The following is a 20,045-nucleotide window of genomic DNA, read 5'->3' on the forward strand; positions in this document are numbered from 1 at the left end:
GACCTGGCTGCTGCTGAGTCCACTCCTGTGGCTCTGCAGGCTCCTGCCATCGGTTGATCTGGAATCAACCTGTTCCTTCTGGAACAGATCAAACGATTCAGATCAACTGAATCGGAAAGCCCCCTCTATCGAGGGGGCTTTTTGTTGGGTCTACAGACCCAAGGTTCCGACCTCAACAACAAGAGGCCATCCTTACTTCATCACCTGACTATCCCCATGCAGAGGTATCAGGCTTCTCATATGAGTGAAAGATTCGTTTCACGAGGAGGGGCCGAAAGACCACAAAGCGAGATCTGCATCGGAGGACTCAACAATGAGCAGAAGAGGAATGCATCCCCTGGTAATTGACTTGAATCACCTCAACAAAAGAGCTTCCTTCGTGCCGAGGCATAAGAGGAAACAGAGGCCGAAGCTGGATGAATGAGGGGCCGCAGCCAGCGATGGCAGCGGTTAACGTTTCATTACATCTTGACGAGAAAACAGTGTTCGCAGGTCTTTTCCCACTCGCTTACGCAGCTGTCTTGACGTGTCTGCTTCTGCAAGCTTTTCGGATGATGCGCCCGACGTCTGCCTCTCAAGCCAGCGCGTCGAATGACCGAACAGGTCTCAAAACCACACATCCAGAACTTCTCGATGAGAACGGTGAAGTGACTAACGAACAGCTTTGGGCTGTTCGCTTCTCCGATGAAGGTGTGTTTCTGCCTGAGGCTTGAGCATCAAATACTGGATAACCAGTAGGGTCCGCAAACTCACAGGTCAGCCCCACGTGAATCGTCATCCAAATGTGGCCTTTTTTGGAGGCGCCATGATCATCGCGATCATGGTTATTGCTGCTTTTGCCAATGTCTCCAACGCTAATGGCTGCCCTCGCGACAAATCAGTTGAAGCAACTTCCTAAGAAGCTCATAACAAAGCTGATGAGAAGGCAGAGGTCGAAGCGTGACTGACTATTCCGCAGCCATCACTGCTCTCATCGTGGTCACCGTAGTGATCTCTGCAGCGGTCGTCTACGTGCTGGCACAGCCCACCGACCTGCCGAGATACAAAGAGAACGATCCGAGATCTAAGGAGGTCGACGGCTAAAGGTCTATCACGTTTTGTTTGAACAGCCCCAGCGCCAGAGACTTCCATATCTCCTACATGGCAGAAGGAAATTAGCTGGGCGCCTGATGCAGGCTTACCCCTGTGCGGAAACCACTGGGGAAGAAGCCCTGCAAGGGTCAGGCCAAGTACGACAGCAATGTCGCCAGCTTCATCCCCGCAAGGATGACTGCGGTCTTACAGCTGAACAATGATTTCGTAAGGGTGTTCACACGAATGTTCGGCCCATGAGCATCATGTGCCATCGACGAGCTGGACAACAGAAGTTGACTGGAACCATTTTTCACTAGTCGCCAGCTGAAGACATAATCCCGAACCTCATTTGGAGATAGCAAGCAAGCAGATCTGCCTTCACCAAACTGTGTGCCTCAGAGGTTCAGAAGATGTTCTGCGTTGAACGAAGCGATGGTCCCGACATATGGTTTAAGGAGCAGTGCTTCGAATCTGAGTTCAAAGCGTTCACAAACGCCCGAGCTAAATCGCTGGATACTTTCAAGCTCTATCGAGTGGTTTACGAAAGCCCTGACCTTCAGGCGATGTGCGGGGGATTTCAAAAGGGAGAGCGATCCTGGCTGAGGATGACCGACTCGTTGGATAAGTGTTGGTGCGTAAACAGCAGAAATTCCTTGGATTGGACTGATGCATCAAAGGCATTGCTAGAGCAAGGGTCCAGGCAATAGCCGTGTACAACGTCATCAAGCAAGAAGCTCCCGACCGTTGGGTCAAGGAGCTCTACTTCCAAACAGAATTCAAGGCTTACCTGTGTGCCCGCACAAAGTCGAAGGCGCTGATGTGTACCTACATGGTGGTTGACGCGACCACTAACGAAGTGACCTCGATCGTTCGTCACGGCAGCCCCCTAATCGCATAGGAGTCGAACTAAATCGAGCCTCCGCATTTCCGCGAGTTGCTCATAAACATACCCAGTTGCACAAAATTCCAGGGACAACTCAGGGACAAGCCCCTCAGACCTTTTCCTGCAACTGATAGCCAAGTGGCAGCAGCGGCCAGAAACCCCAGCGCTGATTAGCAAGATTCAAATCAGCGACGGTTGGATCGCTTGGAGTGGCTGTGTTTCGACGACAAATGCAACAGGCTGGATGCCTTGTCTTGCTCCTCCACCTTGGTGAGCTTTTTCACAAGCATCCACGTGTCTTGGGCAGACATCTCCCCATCCTGCTCCCATTTGATGCTCGATAGCTCTGCGGGGGACATCAAGAGCCGTCTAGGGGGCAACAAGCTAAGGAACCCAGCCTGGTAGGCACCGGCAAACCCGACCCTTGTCACTTAAGAAAATTGGAGATTGGTTTGCATGGTTACAGCTTTCTGTGCTGGACAACAAAAAAGCCCCAGCCGAACGGACTGGAGCCAGGTGATGGGGAACTTCCGAAAGATACCGGCCCTGCATCAACAAGCAAGACGGGAGACACCACATCTAGTGCCATTAGCCCTCAGAGGCGGGTCTACCCTCAAAAAACACCAGATCTAGGGGACGAGCAGAAGCCCTCTAATCGAGGCCAATAGCGGTCAGTGCGTGCCGAACCAGGAACAACAGGAGCCAAGACGCATCGTCAAAAGCGTCAGCACACCAACCGCTGCAGCCACAAACGACAGACCCATCAGCTGCTGACGACGCTTCTCTCTGATGACCTCGATCGATTGGCTGCCGTTCAAGCTGTAAGCGCCGGATTAAGAATCTTAACGACTTTCAGTAACGAAAGCTACCAAGGCTGTGACTAAGGGTGAAATTGCCTAAACGCGTCTGCGACGAACGACGTCGACTTCAGGTCGGCACACAAAACGACATTCTCTGTAATCGCAGCCAAGAGTTTGGACTGATACACCTCTGTCAGATCTTGGCCGAGACCATGAGCGACCTGAGCAAGGAACAGGAACAAGCCATTGCTCGGTCGACCATGTATCTCTTCGCAGCAATCCTGACAATCCTGATGGTTTCCCTTGCAGGACTCTTCCTCAGTGCCGAACTGGAGCAGCAAGCCCAGATCAAAGAGGCGACATCAGTGCAGATCTCACGCCAAGCCGAGGTCGCTCCTCAATCCCAACGACCTTGGACACGATGGAAACAACAACGACCCGCAATGTTGCCTGTGAAAATCCATGCTTTACACGAGCCCAGCAAGGTCTTTGAACTGAGGTTCTCATCGCTCACTTAAACCAAAGCGGAGCCAAGCAAAAAACGGAGGCTTTCACGCGCTTCAGGGTGCAGCGGCGAAGCGGCGACTGCGGGCAGTCAATTGGGTGCGCGCTCTGAGATGGCGATGTCGACGACAGGGCCTTGCGTAGAGATCAGAGCTGTTTTTCCAAGAACGCGGATAGGGCCAGCTTCGTTTGACCGCCGGCGAATTGGTTGTTCTGCAACACCACCAAGAGTGGAGCCACAGGGCTGTCATGCCACAGATCAAACCTGTCATAGCTGCATGATGAAACCCTCTGGGGCGACGTCAAGCGCAGATCTGAAAGCGAAGCCTCGCTGCGATTCCTCGCTCAGACCCCAACCATCGGATGTTGCATCAACTCTGCATAAATGAGTGATAAGGCCAGTTGCCAAGACCCCGAAGGCCGATGCAGAACGGGAGCATCGGATCCGCAGCCATGGCCAAGCGTCGCTTTCTCGACAAGCAACCACTCACCCAGGCAGAAGGGCTAACCGCCCTGATCATGATGGGGGTGGGTCTAACCCTGGGCGGCATCAGCGTGACCATCTTCATGGCGTTAAGTGCTGCAGCCCAAGGGTCTTGGCAGGAACTTTGGCTCTCCGGTCAGCTGAATTTCTGAGCTCAGGGCATCCAAGGCAACCGGATGCCGAAAGCCTCCAACGGATCCATCACGAGTTTGTTCATCGCCCGCCCCAGCAGCACTTGGGGCTCTTCGGGACGAATCGGAAGCACTTCATGCTCTCGACTCGTCGCGCGATCCATTCCTTTGAGCACACCACTCCGCATCAAGGCATTGGCTGCCTCAAGGCCGCAGACATAGGCGCGTTCCTGGCACAGTCCCTTGGCACCGTGCTCCCGTTCTCCCATCCGCACCCAGTCGCCAGCGCAGACCACGGATGGCAACGATGTTTGCAGCGGCGGACGTTGGCTGAAACTGCCAGGTGAGAACAACGACACCGAACCCGGGTAACGCCGCACCTCAAACTCCAGAGCCCGCGCCAACCGAAAACCCGGCACCGCCTGCGGCAGAAGCTCTTTCATCAGGGTGTCGACGATCTCTTGATCATTCAGCGCCGCAATCGCTGTGGCGTTGTAGAAGTCGCTGGCAACGACGGACCCCTGAGGAGTACGACCACCCCAGAGATCCGTTTCATCCCCTTTCTGCAGCTGGTCGAGCATGAAGAAGGTGGCACCCGAACCCTGCAATGGCGCAAAGCGCGAGAAGACATTGGCGGGATCGTCGACTGCGACATAGCGATCCAGCCACAACCGCACCGACACCACATCAATCGCGCCCAATGTGCCGGCAGCCACCAGCTCCGGTAGGGCTCCCGCACAGAACGGCGACTGCTCCATCAGAGCATTCATGCCCTTGGAACCCACCGCCAGAACAACCGCATCGACATCGTTGATCACACTTGTTCGTCCCGTTGCGGGCGAACGGACCTCCACAGACTGGATCGCGGCTGCCTGGTGATCGAGATTGAGACAAGTTGCCAGCGTGCCGCCCTGAACTCTGAGCTGACAACGGTCCAGCAAGCGTTCCGCCAATGGAGCGATCAACCGCTCTGCGATGGTCCCAGAACGAATCCAGCGCACATCGAAGGAGTCCTGATGCGCCAAGGCGTAGTAATAGAGCAGCTCCATGGTGACGGCAGCGGATAAGTCTTCGGGTGGCTTGAACAGCCCCACCAGAAGAATCGGACGCAAAAACTCATTGATCATCCGCTCACTGATCTTCAGTTGGCGGAACAGCGTCAGCGCATCGATGGCGTCATAACGCCGGAATGTTGCCTCACTGCGATTGAGATCAAGCATCGCCACCAGAAGCCCGGCGATACTCAATCGATCGGCAACTGGAAGGCGCTTGAAGTTCTTAACCGTGGCCATGGCCTGCCCCAAGGGACTGGGGAGCTGCCACCCATCACCAAACACCGGTGCGGTGGCCTCCAAACCATCGGGAGACCAGAAGGCACTGGTCGTGAAGTCGGTAAACACATGCTCGAGCTCGAGCTCATGGGTCAGCGCATTGATGTTGGGGTAATCCCTCCAGAAACCACGGGTACCGGCTTCAAAAGGTTTGCCAGTTGCGGTGCGCGTTGGCGTACGACCTGTTGGATCCGCCATCCCATCGATCAGGGTGACCCGCATGCCTGCTTCACAGAGGGCTTTCGCAGCACCCCAGCCCGCCCAGCCAGCACCGATCACCACGACATGGGAGGACTCAGCCTGGGTGACCATGGATTGCTCAGGCATCGAACCTTCAGAGATCGAATGAACCGTCTCCGCATCATGGAGCTCTGAGGCCGGCAACGGTCGCCATCGTCACTGAGCAGAACGGCTCAATAGCGTTGTCTCGCATGTTCAAAACCATCCGATGAATCCCGACACAAGCGCACGCTGGCCTGTTCTTCTTCCCTTGGTGTTGTTCTTCGGGGGGATCGGTGCAGCGGCAGCGATGACTCAGTTGCTGGGATCGTTCTGAAATTCAGCTCGTCATCAGACCAATTTCAAGGCGTGCAGAACCTGCACTCGGATGCCTCCCAAGCGGACCCATGCCCGCAGTGCATCGGCTTTGCAGGTGTAGGGCCTCCAGTCGTCCTCATGAATACGCCGTTGAATGTGACGCACCACCCGCTCAGCAACCACACGGTCGCTTGGCACCTTCAGCACGACCTGCTGACCGTTGACCAAGAGCGACTCAATCATTTTTAGGAGGTTTGATCAGCTCGCCGGTCTGCAACGACACCACAGCGAAGCTACCCACAAACACCAACGCCACCAAAGCCAGAAAGACAGCGGTGAGATTGCTGATCTCCAGCTGCCCGAGCATGAAGGCGAAAAGACCTGGCATCAAAAGCAGCGACGACGTCTGAACTTAAACCGACTGGTCAGTGGTGAGAGTTCCTAGAACAACGCCGGCCATGGACAAGCCGATCGCAAGCATCACAACGGTTTCGATCATGCGTTTTCACCAGAGGAGCTCGCGTTGAGCACGGCAGCAGATCGGGAGGACTTCACCGCAGGTTGCGCTGAAGAGGCAGATAAATCATTGGACTGCCAGGTTGAAGCAGCTGAACAACGGGTCGGATTTTTCACCCAGGAACTACGGCCCATCACCAAACATTCAACTGGAGTAATGATTGCGGCAACCGATTGGCCTGTCTGTTCGATCGGCAACCGACGCCGTGGGTGATCGCCATACAAGCGTTCACGGATCTGAACAGTCGCCTGGCCATAGGCCGACCCGCCACCTCTGCTTTTTCAAACGCAGTCAACAGGCGGATTGCTGCCTGCATCACATCGACCCAAAACCATCCAAGAGTTGGCTCGCATCCTGAGCAAACTGTTGTTGACGACGATCCACCTTCACCAACAACGCGGTATGCATGGTGCCCATCTGCCGCAGCATTGAGGAGAGTTCAACCGTGAATTCGACGGCACCTGCTGAGAGATTGTTGAGTTCATCTTCATGGCTTCTGGCTTGACCCTCCGTGATGATCACGTAGGCATGGCGCGTGGCTTTCGCTGCAGCCTCGGCTGGAACCACCTCAAACGGGAGAATTCCTCGGGCGAAGAGGCGGTTGCGGAGCGGTTGCGATCCGCGTCAACAACACACACCGACATGCCCTGTTGAGCCCATACAGAGGCCAGATGATGACTGCTGCAGGTTTTTGCCACACCTCCCTTTTGGCCCAAAAAAGTCAACAACAGAATTCGTTCAAATGCGCGGAATGATCGCGTCGTTAGGAAAGAACTCCTCAAACACACAAATGCGGTCGGCCCAACGCGCCTCCACTTCCAAGCGCATTAAGCGGTTTCGCACCCACATCAATGTGTCCACATCAATGGGCTTATGAAGCTTGTGTTGCTGTGCCTTCACCCAATCATCTTTGCTCTGAGAGCTTTTCATGACATCTAAAACAGTGTGCTTACACGGTACGAACGGAGGCTTAAGGCGCTAGCAGCTTCACACTAAGTAAGCATCAAAGAACACTTGATTGCGTGCGAACTGTTCACCATGACAACAAGTTAATGGAAGCTTTGAGTCCAGAACAAACCGTCAGAGCTTGAACCGCCAGATCGGTAGCCGATCCATCATTCCGTCACTCCAAGCAGCGACAAGATGAAATCAATTCCTGAAACGCTGAGATGACGCAAACCACTGCCTACCCCACTCTGTTGCAGACCATCACCAAGGCGGCTCAAAAAACGCCGCAACTCAAACCTCGCCCGGTGCATACACCGCCAAACGGGCGCGGAAGCAATTGAATGAAAACCGCTGGAATGCATCCAAGCGGGGTTATTCAGGCCTGGGCTAAACAAAATTGCAGCTGTGTAACAGCGCGAACGACACGTGGGTTGATATCGCCTCTATAAAGGTTGTGTAGCAACAGCTACGCAACTACGTTCACCCCGCCTTAGGCGAGGCGCAGTTCGATTCAGGCCATGGAACGGGGACCTGAGCTTGCTTCGAGGAACCCATCATGACCCTGACCTATCGCGGCCAGAAGTACACCAAGAACAACGCAGCTGCTTCCAGCAACCAGCGTTCTGTTCTCGTTTATCGCGGTCAGAAAGTCGCTCGCTGACAACAGCACAAAACGCTCGATCAAGTCCCGCTTAGGCGGGGCTTTTTTTATGGCTGTTTCGTCGTGGGATCAGGCTGCTTGGCTTTCCAACGTTCAAACCAAACCGCCACACCCAAGGAGATACCGATAGCGATGCCTGCACCGATGCAGACGACCCCAAATTCCACTGGCATGCAATCACCCCAACTTGATCTCAATCATCGGACAAGACCGCTCAGAAGTCGCGATCCATCGCTAAGCATTGGTTTCTTCAAGGCGTGCTGGAACGATGTTCCTAATTCATAATTCGCACGAACAAGCCAATCTCCTTGCATCAGCACTGGTGCAAGTCCACAGAGTTGAAGGCCACTGGTACACGTCTTTTCAACAGGACCTTGCCCACACCCTTTTCCTGAAGCTGCTTGACGCTGAGATTGACTTCTCCGGCCATCCCGGAATTGAGGTTGAAACGTTGGCAGAGACGTTGACGCAAGCATCGGAGCGCCAAGAGCTGTTGGAACTGCTGATCGCCTTCGAAATGCTTTGCAATCCGATCCCGGAGACGTTGAGTAGGGACATTGATCATTGGGCCAACGCACTGAACATCAACAGCGAGATCCTGAACCTCGCCAGGGAATTGGCACACAACGCCATCACCCAGGCAACAACAGATTTTTACCGCTGCAACTGGATCGGAGAAGGCGATGATCAAAGCGATCCTGTCTTTCAGGATCTCTTGAAAAAATACGGTGATCATGCCTATGGCGTATGTGTCACGGCTGATCCTGATGAGTTTGCACGCTGGGACAACCTCAAAAACTGTTCCCAGGGCAGCCTTGGACGCAGTCTCTGGGAGTTTTACCAATCAAGAGGATTCAAACTTCCCGGTGAACTCGGTGCCGGTAACGCAGCACTCGCGCATCACGACTGGATCCATCTGATTGCTGGGTATGACACCACCCCCATCGGAGAATTGGAAGTCACAGCATTCATGGCTTCCTCAAGCCGCTCAGAGGGAGCAACCCTTGGATTTATTGGAGCAATCAGCATCTTGGAAACTGGGTTGCTGCATAGCTTCTACGGCGCCGACAAATTTGGGAGAGCGCTCTCAGCCGACGATGGAATTGAGCGTATCGCTCAGGCAATCAACAGAGGCAAAGCCTGCAATGTCGACCCGCTCATCGACCTTGACTATTTCAAGTATGCAGACACACCACTAACAAACATCCAAAAGGCCTGGTGGAGCTGAGTTAGTTCACCAAGCGTTGATACGCTTCATTAACACGGCGAAAAGCCTCTGCCGAACCGCCAAGGTCGGGATGGTGCTGTTTCACCAATTTTCGGTGAGCCTGCTTGATCTCGGTGAGTGACGCGTTGGCGTCCAACCCGAGGACATCTAAAGCTGCAATCCGTGGATCACGGGGATGTCCAAAGTCCACACGATCTGTTCGCCTTTGATCACTTCGCGTGCGACGTCCCTGCCGCTTAGAGCTGAATTGTTCCTGGTGCTGACGCAGCTGTTCAACCACCCGTCGTGGATCCTCATCGAGCCACTCGCTGGCCCGAACGCCGAACATCGCAAACGCCGCCAAGACTGCCGTTGTTTGTTTGCTCGCCTTGGATCCAACCGCTACCCGAAGATCAGTGCCTAAACCAGGCACCAGACGATCGAGTCGCTGTTCAAGGGTCAGATGAGAGGGAAAACTGCTGCGGTTGAGCTGATCAATCAAAGACTCCAAGCCGCGCTGACGCAGGACACTCCATCCCGGCTGCTGTGCAAGGGACTGCCCCCAAGCCTGCACCTGGTGGCTGCTGATGCGCGGCGGAGCTTGGGCCGATGGCTCGCTCCAAGAGCGGTGGGAAGTCGTTTCGGTTCGGAAGCGTTGGCGTTGCTGCCGCTGCAGTCGGTCCAACTCACGGTTGAGCCGCAAGACCTCACGTCGAAGGGCATCGTTCTCCGCCAGCAACGCCTCAACATTGCTGGTAACCCGTTGTTCAGAACGTCCGCCAGACCAGTGACGCGGATCAAAACCCAAAGCGTTTCTCCCGTCTCACCACGGCAACAGCTCACCATTGGCATGCCAGAAGCTGCCGCTGTTGGCCATGGTCAAGGCATCAATCCGTGCCAACAGACCCTCCACCGCCTGCTCCGGGTGAATACCGCTTGGATTGAACTGGATCATCCGAGTACGCACCAATCCAGGATGCAAAATTGCAACGGCGATGCCGAGTGGCTCCAGATCGATCGCCAATGATTTTCCGGCCATATTGAGGGCCACCTTCGACATCCGATAGCCATAGGAACCTCCAGATGTGTTGTCATCGATGGAGCCCATACGGCTGGTCATCAACACCAACTTGGCACCACGGGGCATCTGATTCAGCAAAGCCCGGGCGAGCAGCAGAGGAGCAAGGGCATTCACCTCAAACTGCCGAAGGATTCCCGTGGGATCCAGATCGGCCAACCGCATCGACTGCAGGATTCCGGCATTGAGGATGACGCCATCAAGCGGCAAGCCCGTCAAGCGGTGCACCAGATCATCGATGCATTGGCTGTCACTCAGTTCAAGGCCCGCTTCAACACGCACCCCTAGATGCTCCAATTCATCACTGCTTTGACGGCAGACCGCCACCACCTCCTCGCCCCGGGCCTTGAGCTGACGGCAGTATTCCAACCCGATCCCACGGTTCGCGCCGGTGACCAGGAACGTCGACATGGGGAAATTTCAGCCACCGCCATCCTGCCGGCTCTTCCATCGATCCACCGAAGAGATCAAACGATTCGATTAATCGGATAGATCACCATCAACGCCGTACTGATGCAAACACTGCTTCACCGTTAGGACCGAAACTGTGCCGCCGGTCTCCGCATTGACGAGCAAATACGGGCAGCCTCGAAGAACACAGCGACGTCGTGCGTCGATGTAGGCCTCAAAAGCGTGAGCATGGGAACACTCCTCCACCCAACCTTCGCTACTGAGATAGCGCGTGAGAATCATGGCCAAAGTCCTCGAGGCCACTGGTTATGGCTCAGGACATCCCCCATCCCAAGAAGTGACCTGATGTCTTCGGGATCACAGCGGCACTGAAGACACCAAATCAAAGCCATTCAAAAGGATTCAGCCGATCCCTGCACAACGGTGACCACCTGATTCCAGGTGGCATGAACCACGCGATAGGTCTTCAAGGTGGCACGTGATTTGGTACGGGCATTCACAAAGGCTTTGAACTCCGTTTTGAAGCAGATCTCCTGAATCCATTGCCCCCCTGAATCAAGCCTCTCGATGCAATACATCAGACAAATGTCGTTAAAAACATCACAACCGCAAAACTTTTGCTGAGCACAGAATCAAAAGGTGTAGTTCGGGATTGGGGCAAGAAAAAGCCCCCGCGGTTAACGGAGGCTCAGGTGGTGTGAGGAGTCGACGTTTTTTTTACAAAGGCCGACACTGTTTTCATAGCCTGATTTCACCGCGGCAGCACCACCAGCCACAAAGCTTTATCGGCTCAGAGATAAAGAAGACTGTCGCGACAGCGCTGGAGGGCCTCACGAACAGCGATCAGCGCAGCTTCATTAGGTCGTTGCAGTCCGGCAGGCACAACAACCAAATCATCTGGATCCAACCGGACCCTTGCCGAGAACCAGGTGCCATGCCCTGGCATAGATGCACGGCAGATCGGCTCCTGCATGTCATCCAAACGGCGCTCGATCAACCAACCGTCCACACGGTCTAAGGGCTGGAACGCCGTTGCCCCAAAGGCAACAGGCGAAATCAGGATCAGCAGCAACACACGCACTGGCTGCATCACAACGCTGGGGCGGCGGAAGCACACCCATCGTCACAGAGAACACCGGTTCGGCAGGGCCATTGCGTTAGAAGGGCGGCGTCGAGAAATCGTCGATGCCGTTATTTCGCTGTGAGGGATGCTCGATGCGCATCGAACGATCGATGGAGGCCTACTGGCGCAACAAGGGGAAATTGCTGTGCTCCTCATGCCTAGACCGCCAGGACATGCCTCTAAAAACGACCGAGGACGGCCACAAGGATGGATCTTCCGGATTCCGTGACAACAGCAACAAAAGCTGACGCCATCTGTGGAAATGATGGCTGGGAAATTCTTTCCCGAACCATGGGCTTCCTCGCCGTCGCCGGATGCATGCTCCTGGCCACAGCCATGTCTGCTGCACTCACCACCAAACCCTCAAAAGCCTGAGCGATCTGTACGCAACTCACAAACATCAAAGAAACCGGGCATGGCCCGGTTTCTTTTTTGGCTCGACGCTGATGTGCAGATCAATCACAACGGAGGCATCACGGCACTCCTAATAGCCATGGCTCTTTTCTTTCACCAAAGAGATTTAGAAGTGCAAAACAAGCGTGCAAGGGGAACCCGCGTGGCTGTAGATCCTTGATCCAACGAAGGATTTCCATGGCGAACATCAGTCGCATCTGCGCCACCTCCAAGGGCACAACAATTGATGCCATCGGCCAGGGCCGTTATCGCGTCTGCAATCGTCAGGAGGTGTGCTCAGAAGTAGAAGGCCTTTGGCAGGCCTATGAGACCCTGCGGCGCCAAGAACAATCCTTAGGTTGATCCACGCAATCAAGAATAGGTATCAACACTTACAGCGCCACTTTGTTCAGTACGTAACACTAAGTGCACCCCGGTGAGGGGTAATGCGTCGACTCCGGGAGGGCTTAGGGAACCCTCCTTTTTCATGCGTGGTCTTCAGAGGTTCAGGCTTCCTGCGCTGTCTTCGCCGAACTCCAAATACAGACACCGGGCGTCTTCAGCCCGCCCGCAATCAATCAGGTGTTGAACCCGTTCACGCCACCATTGCGACACACCAGAACTCAACTCTTTGTTGGGCAGACCTCCGAAAGATTCACTCACAGCAATCATTCTTGTTGAACAACGCTAAGGAAGGTGATTGATGCACCGATTCGGGTTGTTACCTGCTGTTAGCAGCTGTTGTTACTCAACCGAATCGTTCTGCACAACCAGCCACACCAATCATTTGTAGCGGTTCACACTCCGAAGAGCATCAAAGCCGCAGACAGTGAAATTGCGGATGAAACCTAGGGTTCCGATCTCCACACAGGGATGCCTGGTCCAAGAGGTTTCCACCGGCTTTGCCGGTTGCACGGAGGGATAAAAGCCCGGGAGACCGCCCTAACGCACACTCCCTTGTTTGATGCCATCCCCATCGGACCCCTCGGGGGCCTTCCAGCGTTCGCATCCCAGCGAAGGCATCCAGGCACTCGAAAAAGAACGCAAACTTCCACTCACCGGCTGGCAGCAAGAAGTTGACCAGGCCAAACGCTTCGGGCTCGAAGCAGCCGAAAGCATTGTTGACCGCAACATCTCCACCTTCTCCAGAGGTGAGCTGCCGCATTTCGCCGGCATCAACACCTTTATGAAGGCGCCCTACTTGGAAGACGTGAACCAAGTGGGCAACTACGACGTCGCCATCGTTGGCGTTCCCCACGACTGCGGCACCACCTACCGGCCCGGAACGCGCTTCGGCCCTCAAGGCATTCGACGAATTTCAGCGCTTTACACCCCTTACAACTACGAAATGGGGGTGGACCTGCGCGAACAAATCACCCTCTGCGATGTGGGTGACATCTTCACGATCCCGGCGAACAACGAAAAGAGCTTCGACCAGATCTCCAAAGGCATCGCCCACGTGTTTTCAAGCGGCGCCTTCCCGATCATCCTCGGTGGCGACCACTCGATCGGTTTCCCCACGGTGCGTGGGGTCTGCCGTCATCTCGGCGACAAAAAAGTGGGGATCATCCATTTCGATCGCCACGTCGACACCCAGGAGATCGACCTGGACGAGCGGATGCACACCTGCCCGTGGTTCCATGCCACAAACATGGCCAATGCGCCGGCAGAAAATCTGGTGCAGCTGGGCATTGGTGGCTGGCAAGTGCCTCGGGAAGGAGTCAAGGTCTGTAGGGAGCGGAGCACCAATGTGCTCACGGTGACCGACATCACCGAAATGGGGCTGGAAGCCGCAGCCCAGTACGCCATTGAGCGAGCCACTGATGGCACGGACTGCGTTTACATCTCCTTCGACATTGACTGCATCGATGCCGGCTTCGTGCCGGGAACTGGCTGGCCCGAGCCGGGTGGACTGATGCCGCGGGAAGCCCTCAAGCTGCTCGAGCTGATCGTGCGAAACGTTCCCGTCTGCGGTCTGGAAATTGTTGAGGTATCACCGCCTTACGACATCAGTGACATGACCTCCCTGATGGCTACCCGTGTGATTTGCGACACCATGGCTCACCTTGTGGTGAGCGGTCAGTTGCCCCGCAAAGAGAAGCCGGATTGGATCAGCGATACCTGCAACATGAACGTTGATCAGAAGTGGAGATAGGCCATGCATGAAGTCGACATGACCAAGTGCCTGCTGATCTCCCTGAATGAATGGCGAAACCGTCGCGAGGACACCTCTGCGATGGTCGAAACCGTTCACCTCGATGTTGGGCGATTCACCTGCGTTGAACCCGATCAGCTGGTGACCACCTACAACGCTGCAGTGCAAGGAACCTGGCTGGATGGATCCCGGCTCACGATCACGGAAATCCCCTTTGTGGGCCGCTGCTTGATCTGCAATGACACCTACGACCCCGTGCCCGAAAACGCCTACCGCTCTCCCTGCTGCGATCACCCGCTAGAGGAGATCGTCAGCGGTAGGGAATTACGCATCCGCAGCATCGATTACCGCAGCGATGCCGCTGCTGCCCTTGAGTCCGTTCCAATCCAGCGTCAGCGCTGAAACCAATACCCCCTTTTTTGCCATGCATATGCCTCTTGAGGACACCCTCGGCCTCAACCTGCTTGCAGCCAACACCCATCAGGCCGAACACAACAACGAGCATTTCCAGAGCTGGGATCTGCTTTGCCTCAACCTGATGAGCAGCCCGGGCGCCGGCAAAACCGCCTTGCTCGAGCGTTCCCTTCCAGCTTTGGCTCGCGAACTCAGCATGGCCGTGCTGGAAGGCGACATGACCACCCAACTGGATGCCGACCGCTTGGAAGCCGTTGGCATCCCGGTCGTCCCCATCACCACAGGCAGAGCCTGCCACCTTGATGCGGCAATGGTGAGTGGTGGCCTGAAGTTGCTGCAACAGCGGCTGGATCCTTCCGCGCTGGATTTGCTGCTCGTGGAGAACGTGGGCAACCTGGTCTGCCCGGCGGAATTTGACGTTGGGGAACACAACAAAGTGGCGTTGCTGAGCGTTACCGAGGGCGACGACAAGCCGCTCAAGTACCCCCTGATGTTCCGCAACGCGGATGTGGTGCTGATCACCAAGGTGGATCTTCTGCCCCACCTGCCTGTGGATGTTGCGGCAATCCGCCGCAACATCCACAGCATCAACCCCAACGCCACGGTGATTGAGGTCTCCGCCCTCACAGGCGAAGGCCTGGATGCCTGGCACATCTGGGTGCGGCAAGCCCTCGCCAGCCGGACCGCAACAGCCCCTGCTCTGGCCACCGCCTGAGCACATCAATCCAACGTCTTGTTCCTCACGCCCATGCCATGACCAAACAACTACGCAACCTTCTCTTCGCCGGCCTTGCAATCATGCTGGCCGTCGCCTGCTCCAAACCCTCTACCCCGACGGTGGGCGGCACACCGATCGTTTTGGGATACAGCAACTGGGCCGGATGGTGGCCGTGGGCCATTGCCGTAGAGGAAAAGCTGTTCGAAAAGAACGGCGTGAATGTGGAGATGAAGTGGTTCGACGGCTATGTGCAATCGATGGAAACCTTCGCCGCAGGCAAGATCGACGGCAACTCCCAAACCTTGAACGACACCATTTCCTTCCTACCGGGTGAGAACGGCGGTGAAGTGGTGGTTCTGGTGAATGACAATTCTGCTGGCAATGACCAGATCATCGCCGACGCCTCCATCACATCCATCGCCGATCTCAAAGGTAAGACCGTTGCTGTTGAGGAAGGCGTCGTGGACGACTACCTCCTCAGCCTTGCCCTCAAGGATGCTGGCCTTAGCCGCGACGACGTGGTGATCAAAGGCATGCCCACCGATCAGGCAGCCACTGCCTTCGCGGCCGGTCAGGTGGATGCCGTTGGGGCCTTCCCTCCTTACACCGGCACCGCGATGCAGCGTGAAGGCGCTCAGGTGATCGCCAGCTCTAAGGAATACCCCGGTGCAATTCCTGATCTGCTCACCGTCAGCGGTGATCTGATCAAGGACCGTCCCGATGATGTGCAGAAGATCGTGAAGACCTGGTGGGACGTTCGCGAGTTCATGGAGAAGAACCCCGAAAAATCCGAGGCGATCATGGCCAAGCGTGCCGGCATTCCCACCGAGGAATACGAGCAGTACAAGGACGGCACCCGCTTCTTCTCCATCGAGGAGAACCTCGAGGCCTTCAGCGATGGTGAGGGTATGAAGTTCATGCCATTCGCCGCTGACTCGATGGCCGACTTCATGGTTTCAGTGGGCTTCATCCCTGAGAAACCAGACATGAGCAAGCTGTTTGACGACAGCTTCATCAAGAAGGTCGCCGCCTCCTGATGACTGCCACGGCCGCCGCTGCCAGCAAGGGGAGAAGCACTGGTCTTCTCTCCCTCCTCACCCTTGGTGCCATGCCATCCAAGGCAGTGCGTGGCGGTCTGCAGGTGGCATCACTGCTGGTGCCCCTCCTGCTCTGGACCGCCATCGCCTCCCTTGGCCTGGTGGATGAAAAGTTCCTGCCCTCACCGCAGGCAGTGTTCCGCTCCCTGGCCTCCATGGCCGAGAGCGGAATCCTTTTTCAAGACATCGTCGCCAGCACCGGCCGTGTGTTCGGAGGATTTCTTTTGGCCACACTTCTGGCGGTACCGATCGGCATCTGCATGGGGGTGTACCCGGCGATCTGCGCCATCTGCGAGCCGCTGATCGCCATGCTGCGTTACATGCCTGCAGCGGCCTTCATCCCTCTGCTGATCATCTACCTGGGCATCGGCGAGGAGCCGAAAATCGCTCTGATTTTTCTCGGCACCATTTACTTCAACATCCTGATGGTGATGGATGCGGTGAAGTTCGTTCCGAAGGAACTCATTGAAACCACCCTCACCCTGGGTGGTCGCAGTCGGCAGGTGCTGGTGCAAGTTGTTGCCCGCTACAGCCTGCCCAGCATCATCGACACATTGCGAATCAACATCGCAACCTCCTGGAACCTCGTTGTGGTGGCTGAGCTAGTGGCCGCGGAAGTGGGCCTCGGCAAACGCATACAGCTCGCTCAGCGCTTTTTCCGTACCGATCAGATTTTCGCCGAGTTGATCGTCCTTGGCTTGATCGGCTTCGCCATCGACATGGGATTCCGGCTGTTGCTGCGTCTCAGCTGCAAATGGGCGGTGTGAGCCATGGAACTGATCGTTAACAACCTCAGCAAGCGTTTCGGGGAGAAATTGATCCTTGATCACTTGTCGTTCTCCATGCAATCCGGAGACTTCATGGCCCTGGTGGGCAGCTCTGGGTCTGGGAAGAGCACGATTCTGCGGCTGATCGCTGGTCTGGATCACCCGAGTAGCGGCAACATCGCTGTCGATGGCACACCCGTATCCGGCCCTGGGCCAGACAGGGGCATGGTGTTTCAGAAATACAGCCTCTATCCCTGGCTGAACGCCGCTGAGAACGTTGCCTTCGGGATGCGACTCCAGCGGATGAAAGCAGCAGAGATCAAGGAGCGAACCGCCTATTTCCTCGAAGTGGTTGGGCTCAGTGACGCCGCCACAAAATTGCCGCGCGAACTGTCGGGGGGAATGCAGCAGCGGGTAGCCATCGCGCGGGCCCTCGCCACCAACCCCAGCATCCTGCTGCTGGACGAACCCTTCGGTGCTCTGGATTTACAGATCCGTGAATCGATGCAGGACTTCCTTCTCAAGCTCTGGCAACGAACAGGTTTGACAGTTCTGCTGATTACCCACGACGTGGAAGAAGCTTTGGTGTTGGCCCAGCGCGTTCATGTTCTTGCCCCCAATCCAGGGCGAATCATCCGCTCCCTCGATGTTGATCTCGATAAAACCGATCTTGATCAGCTGCGCCTAAGCAGCGACTTCCTCTCAATGCGTCGGACCCTCTCCGCCACGATGCGAGAGCTGGAGCCGGCACTGTCCTGAGTGAAACCGTGTTGAATCAGCCGTTCCTTCCAGCATCGCTGTACCGCGGCGTCGCGATGCACCAATGGGACAGCCACACCTACGCCAACTATTACTGGCATCCAGTTGCAGGTATCGGCTACCTCCATCCAGGAGAGGTACTGGAAGTCACCATCCTGGATCAGCCACTTCTGCTCACTTGGCCTAAAGGTGAACAGCCCCGTGCTTTTCGCAACCGATGTCCCCATCGCGGTGTTGCATTCCGGCCAGGGGCCGAAACAGGGCAGCCCTGTCGGCGCCTAATCTGCCCTTATCACGGCTGGACCTACAACCTGCGCGGGGAACTGCTGGCGGCGGCACGAGAAGCAGAATTTGAGCAGAACTTTGACCGGCAGGAATGGGGGTTGCAAGAGCTTGCCTGCCGCATTGATGGCCCACTGATCTGGATCGCTTTGAGCGACCAGGCCCTAACGCTCGAGGAGCAGCTGCAGCTGATTCATACCGAAGCCGGAGGCGCCTGGAACTCTGCATCCGATCTGTTGCGGCAGAGCCGAAGCAACCTGGCCTGCAATTGGAAGATCGCCAACGACAACACACTTGACGACTACCACGTCGCCATTGCCCATCCGACAACGCTGCACCGCGAACAAGGGCCAGTGCGGGATTATCGCCATCGCTTCAGCCGCCACAACAACCTTCTGGAAACTCCTCACCCAGACGGTGGACGCTTCCTTACCTTCGGGCTGCCGCCATGGAGCCATCTTCTGGTCTGGCCAGACGGACGGTTGGCGTTTCTGGAATTTATGCCCGATCGAGCCGATCGCTGCACGATGCAATTGCGCTTGTTCGCAACCAGCGACGCCATGGATTCAGCCTCAGCCGACGCTTGGCTGAGGGAAATGCTCACCTTTCTGGAAGAAGACAAGGCTTTGGTTGAATCAGCACAGCAGGGATATCAAGACGATTTCAAGCCAGGGCCACCGCATCGGCTGGAACGAAGGATCCTGCACTGGCAGGGTCTCTACCGAGAACGGTTGGGATCAGCAGGAATCAGCATTGTGGATCGCAGCCAGGAGGCCATCTCTGCATTGAGGAGCTGAACATCCGCAAGAGGTTCAGCTGTGAATGGATGAAGCGGCATATAGCCATCGGGGCCGAACTCTGGCGTCATCGTGATCGGCTGTTCGGGCCTTGCGCTCCTATCAAGGAACAACTGCCAACAGCGGCGATGACTCTCGAGGGCCTCGGCCCATTCCGGTGCGAAAGGGTGGCTGACTGAGGGCCCCTGAGCATGGCCGATGCGGGCATGGATGTGATCAACCCGAGCGGCCATCGCTTGAATGGGGGGCAGCTCAGGCGACATCATCCGTTCCGATACCGCACACCAGTGACTCAGATCCGCTGTGAGCCGAAGGCGTGGATGGCGGGCCAGCCAGGCCGGCATGCGCCAGGGGTCGAACAGAGAACGACTGCGATGCGTCTCGAGCGTCACCGGAATGGAACAGGAATCGATCTGATCCAGAACGCTGTCAAGAAAGCGATGCTGCTCGACCTCATCCCAGCTGTCGCTGCCGGTGATCAGAGTGATCTTGAGAGGGGCCAGCCCCATGGCCCGCTCCAAGCCGCGCTGAATTTGATCAAGATGCTGTGATGGAGAGCCATTGAGATCGGGGGTGTAATCCCCCCCGGTAACAATTTCAAGAATCAGATGCTGTTTTGCATCCGAGACGCAGCGTCGGATCGCTTCTGGATTAAGGGCCTCGAGACAGGGGTGGTCGAGATTGACTTCTAAGCCATCAAACCGATCGCTTTCCGCCGATGAACATGCCTGTTCCAGGGACGCCGTCCAGCCCCACAGTGTTTTGAACAGCAGCAACCTTGAGCTGCTCAATGGATCTCTGTAAACACCTGCGGCTGGATACCGAGATAAACCGCTTCGCGGAAGAGAGCCCGCTTGGCCTTGGCATCACGGTTCTGTTCTGCCAACCGGAAGCGCTCACGCAAGGATGCGATCAACGAGGTCTGACGTGGGTTGCCCGGAGCGCCGGGAACAGAGCTGGTCACCACCAGAGCA

Annotated in this window: 32 protein-coding genes and 1 riboswitch; of the genes, 16 read left to right on the forward strand and 16 right to left on the reverse strand. The window is 56.1% G+C overall.

Annotated features, from left to right (window positions below; translation table 11 throughout):
- Window positions 1-440 precede the first annotated feature (440 nt).
- Genes FZZ92_RS11870 through FZZ92_RS11880 form a run of 3 tightly spaced genes read left to right on the forward strand, consistent with a single transcriptional unit; the run spans window position 441 to window position 1,083 of the window.
- On the forward strand, window positions 441-713 hold the full coding sequence (locus FZZ92_RS11870) for a DUF2973 domain-containing protein (protein WP_255614469.1): 273 nt from the start codon (window positions 441-443) through the stop codon (window positions 711-713).
- Entirely contained in the window at window positions 710-898 is a 189-nt protein-coding gene (locus FZZ92_RS11875; protein ID WP_226423288.1) for a hypothetical protein, read from the forward strand. The genes FZZ92_RS11870 and FZZ92_RS11875 overlap by 4 nt, the downstream gene beginning before the upstream one ends.
- A 41-nt stretch (window positions 899-939) precedes the next feature.
- Complete coding sequence (locus FZZ92_RS11880; RefSeq protein ID WP_226398501.1) at window positions 940-1,083, forward strand: hypothetical protein; 144 nt, start codon at window positions 940-942, stop codon at window positions 1,081-1,083.
- 1,059 nt (window positions 1,084-2,142) lie between these two features.
- On the opposite strand, the gene FZZ92_RS11885 is transcribed toward FZZ92_RS11880, so the two are convergent.
- Both FZZ92_RS11885 and FZZ92_RS11890 read right to left on the reverse strand, forming a co-directional pair.
- Complete coding sequence (locus FZZ92_RS11885; protein ID WP_226423289.1) at window positions 2,143-2,316, reverse strand: hypothetical protein; 174 nt, start codon at window positions 2,314-2,316, stop codon at window positions 2,143-2,145.
- Between the two features lie 312 nt (window positions 2,317-2,628).
- Window positions 2,629-2,775 carry a hypothetical protein gene (locus FZZ92_RS11890; RefSeq protein WP_166016626.1) on the reverse strand — a complete coding sequence of 49 codons (147 nt, stop codon included), beginning with the start codon at window positions 2,773-2,775 and terminating at the stop codon, window positions 2,629-2,631.
- A gap of 909 nt (window positions 2,776-3,684) precedes the next feature.
- On the opposite strand from FZZ92_RS11890, the gene FZZ92_RS11895 reads away from it, so the two are divergent.
- Entirely contained in the window at window positions 3,685-3,897 is a 213-nt protein-coding gene (locus tag FZZ92_RS11895; protein WP_226423290.1) for a hypothetical protein, read from the forward strand.
- A 2-nt stretch (window positions 3,898-3,899) separates the two neighbouring features.
- Here the strand turns inward: FZZ92_RS11895 and FZZ92_RS11900 are convergent, their stop codons facing one another.
- The 6 genes from FZZ92_RS11900 to FZZ92_RS11925 form a co-directional block, all read right to left on the reverse strand.
- On the reverse strand, window positions 3,900-5,534 hold the full coding sequence (locus tag FZZ92_RS11900; protein ID WP_226423291.1) for an FAD-dependent oxidoreductase: 1,635 nt from the start codon (window positions 5,532-5,534) through the stop codon (window positions 3,900-3,902).
- A 243-nt stretch (window positions 5,535-5,777) separates the two neighbouring features.
- On the reverse strand, window positions 5,778-5,987 hold the full coding sequence (locus FZZ92_RS11905; protein ID WP_226423292.1) for a hypothetical protein: 210 nt from the start codon (window positions 5,985-5,987) through the stop codon (window positions 5,778-5,780).
- Window positions 5,980-6,132 (reverse strand): hypothetical protein, encoded by a 153-nt coding sequence (locus FZZ92_RS11910; protein WP_226398500.1) that lies wholly within the window; start codon window positions 6,130-6,132, stop codon window positions 5,980-5,982. Before FZZ92_RS11910 ends, FZZ92_RS11905 begins: the two co-directional genes overlap by 8 nt.
- A 444-nt stretch (window positions 6,133-6,576) precedes the next feature.
- Complete coding sequence (locus tag FZZ92_RS11915; protein ID WP_226423337.1) at window positions 6,577-6,828, reverse strand: hypothetical protein; 252 nt, start codon at window positions 6,826-6,828, stop codon at window positions 6,577-6,579.
- Window positions 6,780-7,049 carry a ParA family protein gene (locus FZZ92_RS11920; RefSeq protein ID WP_226423293.1) on the reverse strand — a complete coding sequence of 90 codons (270 nt, stop codon included), beginning with the start codon at window positions 7,047-7,049 and terminating at the stop codon, window positions 6,780-6,782. Before FZZ92_RS11920 ends, FZZ92_RS11915 begins: the two co-directional genes overlap by 49 nt.
- Window positions 7,000-7,191: a hypothetical protein gene (locus FZZ92_RS11925; protein WP_115023448.1), complete on the reverse strand. Its 192-nt coding sequence runs from the start codon at window positions 7,189-7,191 to the stop codon at window positions 7,000-7,002. Before FZZ92_RS11925 ends, FZZ92_RS11920 begins: the two co-directional genes overlap by 50 nt.
- A 574-nt stretch (window positions 7,192-7,765) precedes the next feature.
- Here FZZ92_RS11925 and FZZ92_RS11930 point away from each other — a divergent pair.
- Window positions 7,766-7,870: a DUF4278 domain-containing protein gene (locus FZZ92_RS11930; RefSeq protein WP_115023449.1), complete on the forward strand. Its 105-nt coding sequence runs from the start codon at window positions 7,766-7,768 to the stop codon at window positions 7,868-7,870.
- 268 nt (window positions 7,871-8,138) lie between these two features.
- Window positions 8,139-9,098 (forward strand): hypothetical protein, encoded by a 960-nt coding sequence (locus tag FZZ92_RS11935; RefSeq protein ID WP_226423294.1) that lies wholly within the window; start codon window positions 8,139-8,141, stop codon window positions 9,096-9,098.
- 1 nt (window position 9,099) lies between these two features.
- Here the strand turns inward: FZZ92_RS11935 and FZZ92_RS11940 are convergent, their stop codons facing one another.
- The 5 genes from FZZ92_RS11940 to FZZ92_RS11960 form a co-directional block, all read right to left on the reverse strand.
- Window positions 9,100-9,885 (reverse strand): J domain-containing protein, encoded by a 786-nt coding sequence (locus FZZ92_RS11940; protein WP_226398497.1) that lies wholly within the window; start codon window positions 9,883-9,885, stop codon window positions 9,100-9,102.
- Window positions 9,886-9,900: 15 nt separating this feature from the next.
- Complete coding sequence (locus FZZ92_RS11945; protein ID WP_115023455.1) at window positions 9,901-10,566, reverse strand: SDR family oxidoreductase; 666 nt, start codon at window positions 10,564-10,566, stop codon at window positions 9,901-9,903.
- A 69-nt stretch (window positions 10,567-10,635) separates the two neighbouring features.
- Entirely contained in the window at window positions 10,636-10,848 is a 213-nt protein-coding gene (locus FZZ92_RS11950; protein WP_226423295.1) for a hypothetical protein, read from the reverse strand.
- Between the two features lie 110 nt (window positions 10,849-10,958).
- Window positions 10,959-11,144, reverse strand: coding sequence for a hypothetical protein (locus FZZ92_RS11955; protein ID WP_115023459.1), 186 nt, complete (start codon window positions 11,142-11,144; stop codon window positions 10,959-10,961).
- Between the two features lie 212 nt (window positions 11,145-11,356).
- Entirely contained in the window at window positions 11,357-11,656 is a 300-nt protein-coding gene (locus FZZ92_RS11960) for a hypothetical protein (protein WP_226423296.1), read from the reverse strand.
- Window positions 11,657-11,896: 240 nt separating this feature from the next.
- Here FZZ92_RS11960 and FZZ92_RS11965 point away from each other — a divergent pair, with 240 nt between their 5' ends.
- From FZZ92_RS11965 to FZZ92_RS11975, 3 genes are read left to right on the forward strand one after another with little or no spacing between them, the layout of a single operon-like run.
- Window positions 11,897-12,064, forward strand: coding sequence for a hypothetical protein (locus FZZ92_RS11965; RefSeq protein ID WP_226398494.1), 168 nt, complete (start codon window positions 11,897-11,899; stop codon window positions 12,062-12,064).
- Between the two features lie 40 nt (window positions 12,065-12,104).
- Entirely contained in the window at window positions 12,105-12,263 is a 159-nt protein-coding gene (locus FZZ92_RS11970; RefSeq protein ID WP_226423297.1) for a hypothetical protein, read from the forward strand.
- Between the two features lie 17 nt (window positions 12,264-12,280).
- Window positions 12,281-12,445, forward strand: a complete 165-nt coding sequence (locus tag FZZ92_RS11975; protein ID WP_166016636.1) for a hypothetical protein — start codon at window positions 12,281-12,283, stop codon at window positions 12,443-12,445.
- Window positions 12,446-12,580: 135 nt separating this feature from the next.
- Here the strand turns inward: FZZ92_RS11975 and FZZ92_RS11980 are convergent, their stop codons facing one another.
- Complete coding sequence (locus FZZ92_RS11980) at window positions 12,581-12,745, reverse strand: hypothetical protein (protein WP_170952119.1); 165 nt, start codon at window positions 12,743-12,745, stop codon at window positions 12,581-12,583.
- A gap of 174 nt (window positions 12,746-12,919) precedes the next feature.
- A riboswitch (guanidine-I (ykkC/yxkD leader) is annotated at window positions 12,920-13,020 on the forward strand.
- 26 nt (window positions 13,021-13,046) lie between these two features.
- Here FZZ92_RS11980 and speB point away from each other — a divergent pair.
- From speB to FZZ92_RS12015, 7 genes are read left to right on the forward strand one after another with little or no spacing between them, the layout of a single operon-like run.
- Window positions 13,047-14,237 (forward strand): agmatinase, encoded by a 1,191-nt coding sequence (speB, locus tag FZZ92_RS11985; RefSeq protein WP_226398492.1) that lies wholly within the window; start codon window positions 13,047-13,049, stop codon window positions 14,235-14,237.
- Between the two features lie 3 nt (window positions 14,238-14,240).
- Window positions 14,241-14,639 (forward strand): hydrogenase maturation nickel metallochaperone HypA, encoded by a 399-nt coding sequence (locus FZZ92_RS11990; protein ID WP_226398491.1) that lies wholly within the window; start codon window positions 14,241-14,243, stop codon window positions 14,637-14,639.
- Window positions 14,640-14,661: 22 nt separating this feature from the next.
- Window positions 14,662-15,366, forward strand: a complete 705-nt coding sequence (hypB, locus tag FZZ92_RS11995) for a hydrogenase nickel incorporation protein HypB (RefSeq protein ID WP_166016919.1) — start codon at window positions 14,662-14,664, stop codon at window positions 15,364-15,366.
- A gap of 38 nt (window positions 15,367-15,404) precedes the next feature.
- Window positions 15,405-16,406 (forward strand): ABC transporter substrate-binding protein, encoded by a 1,002-nt coding sequence (locus FZZ92_RS12000; RefSeq protein WP_166016639.1) that lies wholly within the window; start codon window positions 15,405-15,407, stop codon window positions 16,404-16,406.
- On the forward strand, window positions 16,406-17,233 hold the full coding sequence (locus FZZ92_RS12005; protein WP_166016640.1) for an ABC transporter permease: 828 nt from the start codon (window positions 16,406-16,408) through the stop codon (window positions 17,231-17,233). The genes FZZ92_RS12000 and FZZ92_RS12005 overlap by 1 nt, the downstream gene beginning before the upstream one ends.
- 3 nt (window positions 17,234-17,236) lie before the next feature.
- Window positions 17,237-17,992: an ABC transporter ATP-binding protein gene (locus FZZ92_RS12010; RefSeq protein WP_226423298.1), complete on the forward strand. Its 756-nt coding sequence runs from the start codon at window positions 17,237-17,239 to the stop codon at window positions 17,990-17,992.
- An 8-nt stretch (window positions 17,993-18,000) separates the two neighbouring features.
- Window positions 18,001-19,071: an SRPBCC family protein gene (locus tag FZZ92_RS12015; protein ID WP_226398489.1), complete on the forward strand. Its 1,071-nt coding sequence runs from the start codon at window positions 18,001-18,003 to the stop codon at window positions 19,069-19,071.
- On the opposite strand, the gene FZZ92_RS12020 is transcribed toward FZZ92_RS12015, so the two are convergent.
- Both FZZ92_RS12020 and FZZ92_RS12025 read right to left on the reverse strand, forming a co-directional pair.
- Window positions 18,993-19,862, reverse strand: coding sequence for a sugar phosphate isomerase/epimerase (locus FZZ92_RS12020; protein ID WP_226423299.1), 870 nt, complete (start codon window positions 19,860-19,862; stop codon window positions 18,993-18,995). The two genes, FZZ92_RS12015 and FZZ92_RS12020, sit on opposite strands and share 79 nt — an antisense overlap.
- The gene (locus FZZ92_RS12025; protein WP_226423300.1) at window positions 19,859-20,035 is read right to left on the reverse strand and encodes a hypothetical protein; all 177 of its coding nucleotides are present in this window, start codon (window positions 20,033-20,035) and stop codon (window positions 19,859-19,861) included. Before FZZ92_RS12025 ends, FZZ92_RS12020 begins: the two co-directional genes overlap by 4 nt.
- Between the last annotated feature and the right edge of the window lie 10 nt (window positions 20,036-20,045).

The organism is Synechococcus sp. MU1611, assembly GCF_020514255.1.
Classification (GTDB): domain Bacteria; phylum Cyanobacteriota; class Cyanobacteriia; order PCC-6307; family Cyanobiaceae; genus Parasynechococcus.